This is a genomic window from Modestobacter sp. VKM Ac-2977, from assembly GCF_026968045.1.
Taxonomy (GTDB): domain Bacteria; phylum Actinomycetota; class Actinomycetes; order Mycobacteriales; family Geodermatophilaceae; genus Modestobacter.
In genome coordinates this window covers 663,912-678,823 of the sequence record NZ_JAPVBQ010000003.1, presented here as the reverse complement: position 1 = coordinate 678,823, position 14,912 = coordinate 663,912, and the positions used below count along the sequence as shown (strand labels likewise).

The following is a 14,912-nucleotide window of genomic DNA, read 5'->3' as shown; positions in this document are numbered from 1 at the left end:
GTCGCAGGCGTCACACTCCGTGCAGCGTGCAACTGGTTGCGTGCACCGCGCAACGGATTGTATGGTGCAACGGTTCCTCCGGCGCACCGTCGCGCTGCGCAGACCCGCCGCGAACCCCCGGAGCAGTGATGACCGACCTCGCCCGCCACCCGGACCAGAGGGTGGCCCTCGGCGACGAGCTCGGCCGCCTGATGCGGGTGATGCACGCGCTCAAGACCCTGGCCACCGACGACTCCGGCCCCGACGCCCGCGAGCGGGCGGCGCACGTGCTGCTGTTCCCACTGACCCGGCTGGGCCCGCTCCGGCAGGGCGCGCTCGCCGAGATGGTGCACGCCGACCCCTCGACGGTCAGCCGGCACGTCACCCTGCTCGTCGACCAGGGGCTGGTCCGCCGGGTCGCCGACGAGCGGGACGGCCGGGCCAGCCGGCTCATCGTGACCCCCGCCGGCGAGGCCGCCCTGGAGCGGCTGCGCGAGGAGCGCAACGCCCACCTGGCGCAGGCCACCGCCGGCTGGACCCCGGCCGAGCTCGACTCCTTCACCACCGCGCTGCAGCGGTTCGTCCAGGACCTCACCGACCACCTCCCGACCCCCGGCGCCCCTGCTGGCAGCGCCGGAGACGACCGCGAGGAGAAGAAGGACCGATGACCCAGACCAGCGACCGCGCGACCGGGGCCACCCGCCGGGACGCCCGCGCCGCCGCGGCGGCGCCCGACGCCTCCGGGGTGTTCACCCACCGCCAGATCATGACGATCCTGGGCGGCCTCCTGCTCGGCATGTTCCTCGCTGCGCTGGACCAGACCGTGGTGTCCACGGCGATCCGCACGATCGCCGACGACCTGGACGGCTACGACCTGCAGGCGTGGGCGACCACGGCGTTCCTCATCACCTCGACGATCACCACGCCGCTCTACGGCAAGTTGAGCGACATGTACGGCCGCCGGCCGTTCTACCTGTTCGCGATCGCCGTGTTCGTCATCGGCTCGATGCTCTGTGGTCTGGCCGACACGATGTACCAGCTGGCCGTCTACCGGGCGATCCAGGGCATCGGTGCCGGTGGGCTGATGTCCCTGGCGCTGGCGATCATCGCCGACATCGTGCCGCCGCGGGAGCGCTCGAAGTACCAGGGGTACTTCATGGCCGTCTTCGGCACCTCCAGCGTGCTCGGCCCGGTCATCGGCGGCTTCTTCGCCGGCCAGTCCGCGATCCTGGGCATCACCGGCTGGCGGTGGATCTTCTACGTCAACGTGCCGCTGGGCATCCTCGCGTTCGCCGTCGTCTTCAAGGTGCTGCACCTGCCGCACACCAAGCGCGAGCACCGCATCGACTTCCCCGGTGCCCTGGCGCTGATCACCTTCCTGGTGCCGCTGCTGATCGTCGCCGAGCAAGGCCGCACCTGGGGCTGGGACAGCACCGGCGCGCTGGTCTGCTACGCCCTCTCCGCCGTCGGCTTCGTCCTCTTCGTGCTCGCCGAACGGGTCTACAAGGACGACGCGCTGCTGCCGCTGCGGATGTTCGCCAACCGGACGTTCGCGGTGACCAGCCTCAGCAGCATCGTGCTGGGCGCCGGCATGTTCGGCGGCATCCTGCTGCTGCCCCAGTACCTGCAGATCGTGCTCGGCTCCAGCCCCACCGAGGCCGGGCTGCAGATGATCCCGCTGGTCATGGGGATCATGGCCGGCTCGATCATCGCCGGCCAGGTCATCGCCCGGACCAGCGTGTACAAGCCGTTCCCGCTGGTCGGCGTGGTCTTCATCGTCACCGCGCTGGTGTCCCTGTCGGTCATCGTCGGCGCGGACACGTCGGTGTGGGCGCTGTTCCCCTTCATGACGCTGATGGGGCTGGGCCTGGGCTTCAACTTCCAGCCGGTCATCCTGGCGGTGCAGAACGCGGTCAGCCCGCGGGAGATCGGCGTCGCCACGTCCTCGGTGACGTTCTTCCGTCAGATGGGCGGCACCCTGGGGACGGCGGTCTTCCTCTCCGTGCTGTTCACCCGGCTGCCCACCGACATCGGCAACGAGGTGTCCGCCGCCGCTGCGGCCGACCCGGCCCTGGCCCCGCAGCTGCAGGCGGCAGCCGGCAACGCGGCCGACCTGTCGGACACCTCCTTCATCCAGGAGCTGCCCAGCGCCGTCGCCCTGCCGTTCAAGGCCGGTTTCGCCGACTCGATCGACCTGGTGTTCCTGATCGCCGCCGGCGTGGTCGCCCTGGGCTTCTTCGTGCTGCTCTTCCTGCCCCAGCTGGAGCTGCGGACCCAGTCCGGCATCCAGGCCCAGCAGGCCGGCGCCCGCGAGGTCACCGACGACCCGAACACGGCCGCGGCGCACGCGGCCGGTGTCGCGGCGCCGACGTCGGTGGAGCCGCCGGTCGACGACGCCGACCGCACCGACCGGCGCCTGGACGACCGGGTCGGCGCACCGTCCTCCGGCGGGGGCCGGCACGAGGCGGCGCCGGACCAGCCGACCGGGCTGGACAGCGTCCCGGCCGCCCACCTGCCCGACGGGGCCCGCGACGGGCGCTGACAGCTCGCATTGCGCGCTCTCCGGGCGCTCTGCACGTGCTGCGGCGCGTGCAGAGCGCCCGGAACGCGTGCAGAGCGGGCGCGGTCAGTGGGTGAGCTTCAACCCCACGACGCAGCCGACGATGCCGGCCAGCAGCAGCACCCGGACGACGGAGAACTGCTCGTCACCCGACCACATCGCCCAGCCGGCGGTCAGCGCCGCGCCGATGCCGACCCACACGGCGTAGGCCGTGCCGATGGGCAGGCCGCGCATCGCGTAGGCCAGTCCGGCCATGCTCCCGGCGAGGCCGACCGCGAAGACCACGGTCGGCGCCAGCCGGCTGAACCCCTCCGACCGGCCGAGGGCGGTGGCCCAGACGGCCTCGAGCACGCCGGAGAGGACGAGGACGAGCCAGTACACCGGGGCCTCCTGGTGCACCGTCTTGTCGCTGTCCGGGTACGGCGCGCTCGTCCGGGAGCCCGGTGCCGGGCTCGTCCCCAGCCTGACACGGCCGGGGACGGCCGCGTCAGCTGCCGGGGGTGAAGACGGCGCGCACGCAGCCGTCCTCCTTCTCCTTGAACATCCGGTAGCCGCGGGGCGCCTCGCTCAGCGGCAGCACGTGGGTGGCCAGGTGCTCGGTGGTCAGCTCGCCCCGCTCCATCCGCTCGAGCAGCTCGGGGATGTAGCGCTGGGCGTGCACCTGTGCCCCGCGCAGGGTGATGCCCTTGTTCATCAACGCACCCAGCGGGAACTTGTCCACCATCGCGGCGAAGACCCCGAGGGTGAAGATGCTCCCGCCCTTGCGGCAGGCCATGACCGCCTCCCGGAGGGCGGTGGGCCGGTCGGTCTGCAGCCGCAGCTGCTGCTTGACCTGGTCGTAGACCCCTGCGGCGCCGGAGCTGTGCGCCTCCATGCCGACCGCCTCGATGCAGACGTCGGGCCCGCGGCCACCGGTCCGCTCGCGCAGCTCGGCGAGGACGTCGGTGCTCGAGTAGTCGATCGTCTCGGCGCCCACGTGCTCCCGCACCTGCTGGAGCCGCTCGGGGAGGCGGTCGACGACGACCACCTGCTCCGCGCCGAGCAGCATCGCGGCCCGGGCCGCCATCTGGCCGACGCCGCCGGCGCCCCACACGGCCACGACGTCGCCGGGCTTCGTGCCGGCCAGGTCGGCGCCCATCCAGCCGGTCGAGGCCGCGTCGGAGGCGAACAGCGCCCGGGTGTCGGAGATGCCCTCGGGGACGACGAAGGTGCCGACGTCGGCGTAGGGCACGCGGATGTACTCCGCGTGACTGCCGGCGTAGCCGCCCATGGCGTGGGAGTAGCCGAGGCAGCCGCCGGGGCTCTGCCCCCACAGGCCCTCGGTGATCCCGGGGTTCGCGTTGCCGTTGTCGCAGAGCGAGTACTGCTCCTGCTTGCAGTACCAGCAGTTCCCGCACGCGGCGAACGGGGCGCCGACGACGCGGTCGCCGACCTTGCGGTGCCGCACGGCGGGCCCCGCCTCGACGATCTCGCCGATGAACTCGTGGCCCAGCACGTCGCCGGCCCGCATGAAGGGGATGTAGCCGCCCAGCAGGTGCAGGTCCGACCCGCAGGTGACCGACTGCTTCACCTTCAGGATCACGTCGTGGTCGTTGAGCAGCTGCGGCTCGGGGACCTCCTCGACGGAGACCTCGTTCACGCCGGTCCAGGTCGCGGCCTTCACAGCACGCCCTCCTTCGGTGCTCGCTCGACCATCCCGTCGAGGGCCTCGCCCTGCGGGGTCTGCTTGCGGTGACCGTGCGGCTGCGGCTCGTTCCGGAGCACCTCGCCGGTCTCGATCCGCTGCTTGGCCTCCCGCAGCGCCGAGCGCAGTTCGCCCAGCTCCTCCTCGGTGACCGGCGAGCGGAATCGAGCGGCCAGCTCGGCGCCACGACCACCCGGGGCCGGGGTCACCCGGACCTCGAGCCGGTCGCCGAACCGCGCCAGCGGTTCCGGCGTCTCCGCGCGCAGCTGCTCGAGGTCGGCGAGCACGGTGACGGCCCGCCAGCGCCGGGCGGCGGTGTCCGGGTCGTCGGTGACCGACGACTGACCGACGCCGGGGAGCCGGAGGTGCTGGAGCTGCTGGAGTGCACCGCTGCCGGCCTCGGTGGCCAGCCCGGCGGCACGAGCCAGGATCTTCGGTAGGGGCATGCCGCGCCCCTACCCGGGCCGGCCGGGCGACCAACCCCGGACAGTGCGACACGCTGCACGCCGACCGTCTGACGCTGGTCGCCGAGCACCGCCGATGACCACCACCGGGCGCTTAACCTGACAGGGGGCCGGCCGTCCGCCCCGCCGACACCGCCGTCGTCAAGGAGCTCCCGTGCGCTCGTCGCTCGTCCTGTCCCCCCGTGACCTCGAGTTCCTGCTGCACGAGTGGCTGCAGGTCGAGACCCTGACCAAGCGGGAGCGGTACGCGGAGCACTCGCGGGAGACGTTCGACGCCGTCCTGGAGCTGGCCGAGCAGATCGCCACCGAGCAGTTCGCCCCGCACAACCGCAAGGCCGACGAGAACGAGCCGCACGTCGTCGACGGCAAGGTGGTGCTGATCCCGGAGGTGGCGGCGGCGCTGCGGGTCTTCGCCGAGGCGGGGATGACCGCCGCGGCACTGCCCGAGGAGCTCGGCGGGCTGCAGTTGCCGGCGGTGGTGAACCAGGCGGTGCACGTGTGGTTCCAGGCGGCCAACATCGGCACCTCGGCCTACCCGTTCCTGACGATGGCCAACGCGAACCTGCTGGTCGCCCACGCCACCCCGGAGCAGGTGCAGACCTACGTCCCGCCGATGGCCGAGGGTCGCTGGTTCGGCACGATGGCGCTGTCGGAGCCGCAGGCCGGGTCGTCGCTGGCCGACATCACCACCCGCGCCGTGCCGCAGGACGACGGCAGCTACCGGCTGACCGGCAACAAGATGTGGATCTCGGCCGGCGACCACGAGTTGACCGAGAACATCGTCCACCTGGTGCTGGCCAAGGCGCCCGGGGGCCCGGCCGGGGTGAAGGGCATCTCGCTGTTCATCGTGCCCAAGTTCCTGGTCCGCGAGGACGGGTCGCTCGGCGAGCGGAACGACGTCGTGCTGGCCGGCCTGAACCACAAGATGGGCTACCGCGGCACGACGAACACCCTGCTGAACTTCGGGGAGGGCGTGCACACCCCCGGCGGGCAGCCCGGCGCCGTCGGCTTCCTGGTCGGCGAGCAGCACCGTGGGCTGACCTACATGTTCCACATGATGAACGAGGCGCGGATCGGCGTCGGGATGGGCGCCACCGGCCTGGGCTACACCGGGTACCTGCACGCCCTCGACTACGCCCGAGACCGCACCCAGGGCCGGCCGCTGACCGGCAAGGACCCCGCGACGCCGCCGGTCCCGATCATCGAGCACCCGGACGTGCGGCGGATGTTGCTGGCCGGCAAGTCCTACGTCGAGGGCGGGCTCGCCCTGGGCCTGTACTGCGCGCGGCTGGTAGACGAGGAGCGCACCGCCGAGGACGAGGCCGAACGGCAGCGGGCGCACCTGTTGCTGGAGATGCTGACCCCGATCGCCAAGAGCTGGCCCTCGCAGTGGTGCCTGGCCGCCGACGACCTGGCCATCCAGGTGCACGGCGGTTACGGGTACACCCGCGACTACCCGGTCGAGCAGTTCTACCGGGACAACCGGCTCAACCCCATCCACGAGGGCACCCACGGCGTGCAGGCGCTGGACCTGTTGGGGCGCAAGGTCGTCATGTCCGGCGGGGCGGGCCTGAGCCTGCTGGGCGAGACGATCGCGGCGACCACCGCCCGGGCGGCCGGCACGCAGTGGGCCGACCTGGGCGAGCAGCTCGACGGCCTGGTGCAGCAGCTCGGGGCGGTCACCGCGACCCTGTGGGGCCAGGGCGACCCGCAGGTGGCGCTGGCCAACGCCAGCGTCTACCTGGAGGCGGCCGGCCACGTCGTCGTCGGCTGGCTGTGGCTGGAGCAGGCACTGGCCACCGAGGGCCGCGACGGCGACTTCTACACCGGCAAGCGCCAGGCCGCGCGCTACTTCCAGCACTGGGAGCTGCCCAAGGTGGGCCCGCAGCTGGCCCTGCTGGCCTCGCTGGACACCACGGTGCTGGAGATGCGCAGCGACTGGTTCTGAACGCGGCGACGGCGGCCCTCCGGAGGAGGACCGCCGTCGTGGGGCAGTGCAGCGGCGCCGGTGGGCGCCGGGGAGGTCAGGAGACGGCGTTCGCGGGGACCGTCGAGCGGTTGTCCGCCGCCGTGTGCCGCGCGCGCGGACCTGATGTTGCGCGCTTCTCCGCCTCGTACCGCGCGGTGGACTGCGTGCCCATCGCGATGACCAGGGCCGTCAGGACCAGGAACCCGATCAGGGTCAGCGCCGGCCAGAACACCATCTGTCGCTCTCCATGCTTCTCTTCGGGGCTCGCCGGGACGCGCCCGGCGACTTCCGTCCGGCGTCCACTGCCCGGCCCGGGGCGCGGCGAACCCCTGGTCACCCGGAATTCACCCAAACGAGTTGTGACGCTCCTCGCACCCGTCCTGGGCGGGCGACCAGGCACGTCGGGGTCGCCCCGACCCTCGCACCACCCGGGACCGCCCGGTGTCGGATTCTCTCCCGCACGAGGAGTGCCGGGGGCCGGGGCGGGGCACCCACCGCTCGACAATGACGGCGCCACACCCCCGGAGGCCACGAATGGCCGGAGCCAGTGCGCGCGACCCCCGTGAGGGGGCGCGCAGTGACACTGCGCAGGACAGCCGGGAGCGAGACATCGCTCCCGGCGACGACAACATCACGCACGAGCGGGCGGACTTCGCGCCCACCGGCGCAGACACCGACGCGAGCGCCGGCGGGACGCTGAAGCGCACGGCCAAGGAGTTCAGCGAGGACGGGCTGACCGACTGGGCGGCCACGCTGACCTACTACGGCGTGCTGGCCCTCTTCCCCGCGCTGACCGCACTGGCGTCGATCATCGGCCTGCTGACCGACCCGCAGCAGCTCACCGACGCGCTCACCGAGGTCGTGCCCGAGCAGGCGGCGACCACACTGAACCCGGTCATCGACCAGATCGCCGGCAGCCCCACTGCAGCCGGCTTCGGCCTGGTCCTCGGTCTCCTGGGCGCCATCTGGACGGCGTCGGGCTACGTCGGCGCCTTCACCCGGGCGGCCAACGTGGTCTACGAGACCCGCGAGGGCCGCAAGATCTGGAAGCTCAAGCCGCTGCAGCTGCTGGTCACGCTGATCGGCATCCTGTTCGCCGCACTCATCCTGGCGATGCTGGTGCTCAGCGGCCCGGTCGTCGACGCCATCGGTCAGGCCCTGGGCCTCGGCGAGACGGTGCTGACCGTGTGGACCTGGGTGAAGTGGCCGGTCATCCTGGTGCTGCTGGCACTGATGATCGCCGTCCTCTACTACGCCACCCCGAACGCCGAGCTCCGCGGCTTCAAGTTCATCAGCCCCGGTGCCGGCGTGGCCATCCTGGTGGCGGTCGTCGCCTCCGCGCTGTTCGCCTTCTACGTGGCGAACTTCGGCAGCTACAACGCCACCTACGGGGCGCTGGCCGGCGTGGTGATCTTCCTGATCTGGTTCTGGCTGATCAACCTCGCCCTGCTGTTCGGCATCGAGTTCGACGCCGAGATGGAGCGGAGCAAGGAGCTGAAGGCCGGCGTGCCGCGCGCGGAGAAGGAGATCCAGCTGGACGCCCGGGACGAGCCGAAGCGTCAGCAGACCACCTGATCGACCCCCTGCACACCCACGACGGCCCCCGGTCCAGCTGGACCGGGGGCCGTCGTGTTGTGTTCAGTCGGTCGGCCGGCGCATCGACCACATCTGGGCGGGCCGCTCGAACTGGGTGGCGATCTCCCAGCTGACCCCGGGCGGGCCGGTCTCCTTGCGGAAGTTGCCGACCGCCAGCCGGGCCAGGGCCGGGTCCCGGGCCACCCGGGCGGCGAGCTCCCGGGCACGGCCCTCGACGGCGTCGTCGTCGTGGGTCTCCCAGGCCAGCCCGAGCCGCACCGCGGCCTCGCCGTCGAGCTCCTCGCCGAACAGTGCCATCGCGGCAGCCGCCTCGCGCCCGATCAGCCGGGAGAGCAGCACGAAGTGCCCGCCGCCGGGGTGGATGCCGCGCTTGAGGAAGCCGCAGATCAGCCGGGCGTCCCGGGCGACGATCCGCAGGTCGGCGGCGAGCAGCATGTTCATCCCGGCGCCCACCGCCGAGCCGCGGACGGCGGCGATCGTCGGCACCCGGACCTGGCCGAGCCGGTAGAAGGAGTCGTAGATGGCCCCCATCCCGGCGTAGGCCTCGGGCGCCGCCGGGTCGCGGCCGGCGTCGGTCAGGGTCTGCACGTCCCCGCCGGCGCAGAACGACTTCCCGACCGCCTGCACCACGAGCGCGCCCACGTCGTCCCGGCCGTCGACCTCGTCGAAGGTCGCGATCAACTCGGCCGCCATCGCGGGGGTGAGCGCGTTGCGGCGTTCCGGGGCGTTGAGCGTGACGACGGCGACGCCGTCGGTGACCTCGAGCTGGACCTCGCCTGAGCTGCCGGACATGCGACTCCCTCGCGTCGTCGGCCGGCGGCGGTGCCGGCCGTGTCCCTGCGATCAGACCACGTGGCCGGCGACGTCTCTCATCGGCTGGTCGACTGCCCGTCGTCGCCGCGGCGGGCCGGCGGCACCCGCTCCACCCAGCCGGCGACCGTGGCCAGCCCGCGGCTGAGCGCCTGGCCGGCGGGGGCGATCCGGGTCGGGGCGTGCTGCACGCCCGCGTCGACCAGGTCGCGGGTGCGGTCGAGCACGGTCAGCGGCAGCCCGGACAGGGCGTTGCCCGGCGGACGACGGGACACCGTCGGGTGCGGCCGGGTCGGTGAGACGAGCCGGGCCAGCTGCCACTGGCGGCCCAGCCGGCGCAGCGCGTCGGCGTCCAGGGCCTCCTGCAGGCGGGGGAACAGCACGTCCTCCTCGTCCCGGACGTCCTCGCGCAGCACCTCCACGAGGCGGGAGAGCGCCGCGGCCCGGCGCGGGTCGTCGCGCGGGAGGGTCTCCAGCTCGCTGACCAGCTCGTTGACCTCCTGGTGCTCCTCCTCTACCTGGCGGGTCAGCGCGTCGCCATCGGGCAGCACCCGCCGGATCACCGGCCAGAGCACGGTCTCCTCGGCGAAGGCGTGGCTGAACACCAGCCGGTCTATCCGGCGCAGCACCCGCTCCTGGTCGGTGCCGGTGGCGCCGTCGAGCTCGTGCAGCAGCCGGTCCAGCTGCGCGTGGTCGTCCCGCTGGCGGGAGAACACGCTACCCGGCCCGCCGAGCTCCTCGACGGTCTGGTCGGCGATCGATCGGGACATCCGGTTCTCCTGGCGTGCGGCGGTGCGGCGGTGCGGCGTCCGGGACTGGGACGCTCCCGGTCCCTGCCCGGGACCGGTCCGTCCCATGCGCCGGGCGAGCCCGCCCGTCGGAGGTGAGGGAGAGTGGAGGACATGGCGAACGTGATCGGGCGGGCCCGGCGCACGGCAGAGGACCCGGTGGGCGAGAAGCTGGCCGGGCCGCTGCACGCGGTCGACGCGACCGTCGGACGTCCGGCGCTGGAGTCGCACGAGGACGTGCCGGCACTGTGCGGCGCGTACGTCCAGGTGGTGCCGGTGGAGGACGTGCCGGACGACACCGGGCTCTGCCCGGCCTGCCAGCACGGCAGCTGAGCGGTCGCGTCGTACCCGTCCAGGACACTGCCGCGGTGACCTCGGGCAGTCCGGTGCAGGACGGCGGCGTCCCGGAGCGGGTGCTGCTGGTCCGCCCGGCGCCCGGTCAGGTGGAGGCGCACCCGCTCGCCGGCGCCGGTGCGCCGGTGCGGCTCGTGGAGGAGGAGCTGCCTGGTTTCGTCCGACAGCGCGCACGCACCCGCTGGGTCTGGGACGACACCACCCGCTGGTACCCGGGGCTGCTCGCGGCCGGGGTACGGGTCGAGCGCTGCTCCGACCTGCGGTTGAGCCGGGCACTGCTGCGCCACTCCCCCTTCGTCGACCAGGCGTTCCTCACCGGGGACGACGCCGCGGCCTGGGACGCGCTCGCGCCGGTCGCCGCCGAGGACCACGCCCTCTTCGCCCTCGACGACCTGGCCGCCCGGCTCGACGCGGGCGCCGAGCACGGCCGGCAGCAGGCGGCCCTGGCCGCCTCGCCGCACCACGGCCGGCTGGCGCTGCTGCTCGCCGCGGAGTCCTCCGGTGCGCTGGTGGCCGCGGAGCTGACGCACGCCGGGCTGCCCTGGCGCGCCGACGTCCACGACCGGCTGCTGACCGAGCTGATGGGCCCACGACCACTGCGGGGGCAGCGGCCGGCGGAGCTGGAACGGCTGGTGCCGGAGATCCGCACCGCCCTGGGGGCGCCGCAGCTGAACCCGGACTCCCCCGGCGAGCTGCTGCGGGCGCTGCAGACCGCGGGGCTGCCGGTGGCCGACACCCGGTCCTGGACGCTGGAGCAGCTGGACCACCCCGGCATCCCGCCGCTGCTGGAGTACAAGAAGCTGGCCCGGCTGCTCACGGCGTACGGCTGGGCGTGGCTGGACAGCTGGGTGCGCGACGGCCGGTTCCGCCCCACCTACCTGCCCGGTGGGGTCGTGACCGGCCGGTGGGCGTCCTCCGGCGGAGGCGCGCTGTCGGTGCCGGTGCAGATCCGGCCGGCGGCCGTCGCCGACGCCGGCTGGCGGTTCGTCGTCGCCGACGTCTCCCAGCTGGAACCACGGGTGCTCGCCGGGATGAGCGGCGACACGGCGATGGCCGAGGCCGCCCGTGCGGCGGACCTGTACCAGGCGATGGTCGACAGCGGCGCCGTGCCGAGCCGCAGCGACGCGAAGCTGGGCATGCTCGGCGCGATGTACGGCGGCACCCGGGGCGAGAGCGGGCGGATGCTCCCCCGGCTGGCCCGCCGTTACCCGCGGGCGATCGGCCTGGTCGAGGAGGCCGCCCGGGCCGGCGAGCGGGGCGAGGTCGTGCACACGCTGCTCGGTCGCGGCTCTCCCCCGCCGACCGGCGCCTGGGCCGAGCGCGCCCTGGAACCGTCAGATGACGATGTGGCTCCGGAGGACCGGGCCCGCGACCGCCGCGCGTGGGGCCGGTTCACCCGCAACTTCGTCGTCCAGGGCACGGGGGCGGAGTGGGCGCTGTGCTGGCTGGCCGACCTGCGCAACCGGCTCTGGCAGCTCGGGGACGCCGGGGAGCTCGCCGACCGCCCGCACCTGGTGTTCTTCCTGCACGACGAGGTCGTGGTGCACACCCCCGCCGACCTCGCCGACGAGGTGACCGCGGCAGTGCACCGGGCAGCGGCGGAGGCCGGCCGGCTGCTGTTCGGCTCGTTCCCGGTCGACTTCCCGCTCGACGTCTCGGTCGTCGAGTCCTGGGCCGACGCGGACTGACGCCCGGTCAGACCTGCAGCAGCGACAGGACACGCTGCGCCGACTGGTTCGCCTGGGCGAGCATGGCGGTGCCGGCCTGGGTCAGCACCTGACCGCGAGTGAAGAGGGTCATCTCCTGGGCCATGTCGGTGTCCCGGATCCGCGACTCCGCGGCCGTGGCGTTCTCCAGGGCCACCCCCAGGCTGCTGATCGTGTGCTCGAGCCGGTTCTGCACGGCCCCCAGCTCCGCCCGCTGCGCGGAGACCAGCCCGATCGCCTGGTCGATGGCGCGGATCGCGGCCGGGGCGCCGACGACGGGGCGGTACACCGGGCCGGCCGCCAGCACCTCGTCCGCGGTCGCGTCGTCGGCGGGCACGGGGCCGCGGAACACGAGGTCGTCGCCGACGGCCGTGAAGGCGCCGTCCCCGCTGGTGAGGCCGGCCGCCTGGGCCGCGGCGCCCAGCTGCTCCAGCGCCTCCGCGAGCGAGACGACCTGGTCGCCGGTGGTGTCGACGAGGGACACCCGTCCCAGGTCGAGGGTCCGCCCGCCGACGGAGACCGTGCCGGTGAGCCGCGGGACGTGGCCGCCCGCGGCGGCATCGAGGAAGGCGAGCGAACCGGCCGCCGGGCTGTCCGGGGGCAGGGCGGGGACCGTCCACACGGTGACCGGCGGCGCGCCGGTCAGCGGCGTGTACACCGGGGTGGCCGCGGCCAGGTCCGCCGCCGTCGCGTCGTCGGCGGGCAGCGGGCCGCGGACGAGCAGGTCGTCGCCGTCGTCCAGGAACGGGTCGTGCGGCCAGCTGAAGCCGGCGGCCCGCGCGGCCGCGTTCAGGTTGGCCACGGCCTCGGCGTCGGTCACGCCGTCGCCCTCGGGATCGGGATGGCTCACCGCTCCCAGGTCGAGGGTCAGGCCATCGAGCGAGATGGTGCCGGCGAGCGCGGCGACGCCGCCGGCCACCAGGGTCACGCCCTCGAACACCAGCGCGGCGCCGCTGGGACTGTCGGTGCCGTCCGGGCCCACCGCCGCGGTCGTCCGCACCACCGGCTCGCCCCGGGTGACGTCGACGTCCGCGAGCCCGAGTGCGACGGCGTTCGTGCCGGTGCCCAGGCGCAGCCCGATCGTCTCGCCGACCTGGGCGCCCACCTGGAAGACCCGGTCCCAGGTGCCGTCCAGCAGGGTGTTGCCGTGCGAGGTGGTGGTGACGGCGATCCGGTCCAGCTCGTCCCGGAGCTGGCTCAGCTCGGCCTGGACGGCCGACCTGCCGGCGACGTCCACCGCCCCGTCGTTGGCCGCCCGGACGGCGAGGTCGCGCATGCGCTGCAGGATCGCGGCGCTCTCGTGCAGCGCGCCCTCCGCCGTCTGCAGGACGCTGATGCCGTCCCGGGCGTTGCGGAGTGCCTGGGTCGTCCCCCCGATCCGGGAACGCAGGCCCTCGGAGAGGGTCAGCCCGGCGGCGTCGTCGGCGGCCCGGTTGACCCGGAAGCCCGAGGAGAGCCGCTCCAGCGACGTGCGCAGCGCCTGGTCGTTCGTCGCCAGCACTCGGGAGGCGTTCCTCGCCGCGATGCCGGTGGTGACGGTGAGACCCACGCTGTTCCTTCATGGCCGGGTGGACCGCCGCAGCCGTGCGGCGGGATGGTGACAGTGGCCCGGGGCGTGGTCGCCCCGGGCCACCGTCCGCTCAGTGCGGGTCGACCGCCACGAGGAAGCACCCGGCTGCACCGAACGGCTGGACGTCGAAGCCCAGCTGCAGCAGGCACTCGGCGATCGCGGCGTTCATCGTGTGCTGCACTGCCTCCTGCGCCGCGACGCCGCGGACGTGGTCTCGGCTCATCCGGTCGTGCTGGTGCCAGCTGACCAGCACACCCGGGTGCCCGGGCTCGGGCGTGAGGCACACGCCGCCGGCCGGGCCCTCCCCCGCGCAGTCGTGCAGCTGCAGCCCCGCCTCGACCAGCGCCGCGGTCACCTCGACCCCCAGCGAGACGAGCTCGTCCTCGTCCGCCAGCGGCCCGTCCCACTCCTCGGGCAGCCGGTCGAGCTGGTCCCCGAGGTCGCTGAGCCACTCCCGCTCGGCCGGCAGCTGCCGGCGGATCAGCCGGCCGTCGGAGCGCAGCACACCGTAGACGGCCCGGCCAGCACCCGCCGGTGCCGACATCGCCAGCCAGTCGGCCTCGATCGGGTCGGCGAACGGGCCCGCCAGCACCTGTTCGCGGGCGCCGTCCTCCTGCTCCTCGACCAGCCACCAGGCCGGCGGTGTGCCCTGCGCGCCGCCCTGCCGGCCCGCCGGGTGTGCCGCCATGCCGCTGGCCGGGGCCGGCTGCCGCGCCACTGCGTTGGCCGGCTCAGCGATCTGGGCCTGGGCTGCCGCACCGCCGGCGACCGCCACCACGCCCACCGCCACCGGGACCGCCGCCTCGGCCGACGCCTGCTGACGCTGGCCCTGCACCTGGTTCCGCTCGAACTCGTACTGCGCGGTCGAGCGCTGCGCGAGGGCCACGACGAGCGCGGCCAGCACCACGAAACCGACCACTGCGACCACCGGCCAGATCAGCATCACTGCCACCCACCGGAGACGGCGCCCCAGCTCGCGGCCCGACGCGAGGAGCCCTGGGCCCACCGGAGGAGTGCGACAGCCGACGACCACAGGGAGGTGTGCACCGGCGTCGTCCCGTCCACGCCGTCCTCCTCGGCGTCCCCGCCGTCCACGCCGGCCTCGAAGAGCTGGAGCAGGGCGGCCAGGTCCAGCTCCTCCTCCGCGGGGATCACGGAACGGGACGACGGGCGGGGTGCCAGGTCGAGCAGGGTGGTCACAAGGGCTCCTCGGTGCAGTCCGTCGCGGCTGGGGAAGCGCCGCGGACATGCCAAAAGCTAGGGCTCCCGACGCCCCGGACGACGCGCTTTCACACCGTCATCACGGTCCCGTCACCGAATCGTTGTGCGGGGCACCCGAACGGTCGATGACCGGCCTCCCAGCAGCCGTCTTGTCGACATGTGCGCGGCGCTGAGCTGGACTTTTCCCGTTCTCGGGCACGGTCACCCTGAT

Annotated in this window: 15 protein-coding genes and 1 riboswitch; of the genes, 6 read left to right on the top strand and 9 right to left on the bottom strand. The window is 73.7% G+C overall.

The window, feature by feature from the left end; translation table 11 throughout:
• Positions 1 to 128 precede the first annotated feature (128 nt).
• Together O2V63_RS16105 and O2V63_RS16100 are read left to right on the top strand one after the other, a co-directional pair.
• On the top strand, positions 129 to 647 hold the full coding sequence (locus tag O2V63_RS16105) for a MarR family winged helix-turn-helix transcriptional regulator (RefSeq protein ID WP_269168564.1): 519 nt from the start codon (positions 129 to 131) through the stop codon (positions 645 to 647).
• Positions 644 to 2,521: an MDR family MFS transporter gene (locus O2V63_RS16100; protein WP_269168563.1), complete on the top strand. Its 1,878-nt coding sequence runs from the start codon at positions 644 to 646 to the stop codon at positions 2,519 to 2,521. Before O2V63_RS16105 ends, O2V63_RS16100 begins: the two co-directional genes overlap by 4 nt.
• Before the next feature lie 84 nt (positions 2,522 to 2,605).
• On the opposite strand, the gene O2V63_RS16095 is transcribed toward O2V63_RS16100, so the two are convergent.
• The 3 genes from O2V63_RS16095 to O2V63_RS16085 form a co-directional block, all read right to left on the bottom strand.
• On the bottom strand, positions 2,606 to 2,920 hold the full coding sequence (locus tag O2V63_RS16095; protein ID WP_269168562.1) for a DMT family transporter: 315 nt from the start codon (positions 2,918 to 2,920) through the stop codon (positions 2,606 to 2,608).
• An 11-nt stretch (positions 2,921 to 2,931) separates the two neighbouring features.
• A riboswitch (guanidine-III (ykkC-III) riboswitch) is annotated at positions 2,932 to 2,996 on the bottom strand.
• Between the two features lie 30 nt (positions 2,997 to 3,026).
• Positions 3,027 to 4,202 carry a zinc-dependent alcohol dehydrogenase gene (locus tag O2V63_RS16090; protein ID WP_269168561.1) on the bottom strand — a complete coding sequence of 392 codons (1,176 nt, stop codon included), beginning with the start codon at positions 4,200 to 4,202 and terminating at the stop codon, positions 3,027 to 3,029.
• Positions 4,199 to 4,669 carry a hypothetical protein gene (locus O2V63_RS16085; RefSeq protein WP_269168560.1) on the bottom strand — a complete coding sequence of 157 codons (471 nt, stop codon included), beginning with the start codon at positions 4,667 to 4,669 and terminating at the stop codon, positions 4,199 to 4,201. Before O2V63_RS16085 ends, O2V63_RS16090 begins: the two co-directional genes overlap by 4 nt.
• Positions 4,670 to 4,841: 172 nt before the next feature.
• Between O2V63_RS16085 and O2V63_RS16080 the strand changes: the two genes are divergently transcribed.
• The gene (locus O2V63_RS16080; protein ID WP_269168559.1) at positions 4,842 to 6,635 is read left to right on the top strand and encodes an acyl-CoA dehydrogenase; all 1,794 of its coding nucleotides are present in this window, start codon (positions 4,842 to 4,844) and stop codon (positions 6,633 to 6,635) included.
• Between the two features lie 76 nt (positions 6,636 to 6,711).
• Here O2V63_RS16080 and O2V63_RS16075 read toward each other — a convergent pair whose 3' ends face one another.
• Positions 6,712 to 6,891, bottom strand: coding sequence for a hypothetical protein (locus O2V63_RS16075; protein ID WP_269168558.1), 180 nt, complete (start codon positions 6,889 to 6,891; stop codon positions 6,712 to 6,714).
• Between the two features lie 299 nt (positions 6,892 to 7,190).
• Between O2V63_RS16075 and O2V63_RS16070 the strand changes: the two genes are divergently transcribed.
• Entirely contained in the window at positions 7,191 to 8,231 is a 1,041-nt protein-coding gene (locus O2V63_RS16070; RefSeq protein ID WP_269168557.1) for a YihY/virulence factor BrkB family protein, read from the top strand.
• A 63-nt stretch (positions 8,232 to 8,294) separates the two neighbouring features.
• On the opposite strand, the gene O2V63_RS16065 is transcribed toward O2V63_RS16070, so the two are convergent.
• Together O2V63_RS16065 and O2V63_RS16060 are read right to left on the bottom strand one after the other, a co-directional pair.
• On the bottom strand, positions 8,295 to 9,044 hold the full coding sequence (locus O2V63_RS16065; protein WP_036333870.1) for an enoyl-CoA hydratase/isomerase family protein: 750 nt from the start codon (positions 9,042 to 9,044) through the stop codon (positions 8,295 to 8,297).
• A gap of 77 nt (positions 9,045 to 9,121) precedes the next feature.
• Complete coding sequence (locus O2V63_RS16060; RefSeq protein WP_269168556.1) at positions 9,122 to 9,832, bottom strand: hemerythrin domain-containing protein; 711 nt, start codon at positions 9,830 to 9,832, stop codon at positions 9,122 to 9,124.
• 132 nt (positions 9,833 to 9,964) lie between these two features.
• On the opposite strand from O2V63_RS16060, the gene O2V63_RS16055 reads away from it, so the two are divergent.
• Entirely contained in the window at positions 9,965 to 10,183 is a 219-nt protein-coding gene (locus tag O2V63_RS16055; protein ID WP_269168555.1) for a hypothetical protein, read from the top strand.
• A gap of 35 nt (positions 10,184 to 10,218) precedes the next feature.
• Positions 10,219 to 11,892: a bifunctional 3'-5' exonuclease/DNA polymerase gene (locus O2V63_RS16050; protein WP_269168554.1), complete on the top strand. Its 1,674-nt coding sequence runs from the start codon at positions 10,219 to 10,221 to the stop codon at positions 11,890 to 11,892.
• A 7-nt stretch (positions 11,893 to 11,899) separates the two neighbouring features.
• Here O2V63_RS16050 and O2V63_RS16045 read toward each other — a convergent pair whose 3' ends face one another.
• From O2V63_RS16045 to O2V63_RS16035, 3 genes are all read right to left on the bottom strand, one after another.
• Positions 11,900 to 13,459: a flagellin N-terminal helical domain-containing protein gene (locus O2V63_RS16045; protein WP_269168553.1), complete on the bottom strand. Its 1,560-nt coding sequence runs from the start codon at positions 13,457 to 13,459 to the stop codon at positions 11,900 to 11,902.
• 91 nt (positions 13,460 to 13,550) lie between these two features.
• Positions 13,551 to 14,423 (bottom strand): hypothetical protein, encoded by an 873-nt coding sequence (locus O2V63_RS16040; protein WP_269168552.1) that lies wholly within the window; start codon positions 14,421 to 14,423, stop codon positions 13,551 to 13,553.
• Entirely contained in the window at positions 14,423 to 14,680 is a 258-nt protein-coding gene (locus tag O2V63_RS16035) for a hypothetical protein (protein ID WP_269168551.1), read from the bottom strand. Before O2V63_RS16035 ends, O2V63_RS16040 begins: the two co-directional genes overlap by 1 nt.
• Positions 14,681 to 14,912 lie beyond the last annotated feature (232 nt).

Excerpts from the sequence above, each read along its gene's own strand:
- O2V63_RS16105 (WP_269168564.1), top strand. The coding sequence starts at position 129 with ATGACCGACCTCGCCCGCCACCCGGACCAGAGGGTGGCCCTCGGCGAC.
- O2V63_RS16055 (WP_269168555.1), top strand. The coding sequence starts at position 9,965 with ATGGCGAACGTGATCGGGCGGGCCCGGCGCACGGCAGAGGACCCGGTG.
- O2V63_RS16065 (WP_036333870.1), bottom strand. The coding sequence starts at position 9,044 with ATGTCCGGCAGCTCAGGCGAGGTCCAGCTCGAGGTCACCGACGGCGTC.
- O2V63_RS16100 (WP_269168563.1), top strand. The coding sequence starts at position 644 with ATGACCCAGACCAGCGACCGCGCGACCGGGGCCACCCGCCGGGACGCC.
- O2V63_RS16075 (WP_269168558.1), bottom strand. The coding sequence starts at position 6,891 with ATGGTGTTCTGGCCGGCGCTGACCCTGATCGGGTTCCTGGTCCTGACG.
- O2V63_RS16040 (WP_269168552.1), bottom strand. The coding sequence starts at position 14,423 with ATGCTGATCTGGCCGGTGGTCGCAGTGGTCGGTTTCGTGGTGCTGGCC.
- O2V63_RS16085 (WP_269168560.1), bottom strand. The coding sequence starts at position 4,669 with ATGCCCCTACCGAAGATCCTGGCTCGTGCCGCCGGGCTGGCCACCGAG.
- O2V63_RS16070 (WP_269168557.1), top strand. The coding sequence starts at position 7,191 with ATGGCCGGAGCCAGTGCGCGCGACCCCCGTGAGGGGGCGCGCAGTGAC.
- O2V63_RS16060 (WP_269168556.1), bottom strand. The coding sequence starts at position 9,832 with ATGTCCCGATCGATCGCCGACCAGACCGTCGAGGAGCTCGGCGGGCCG.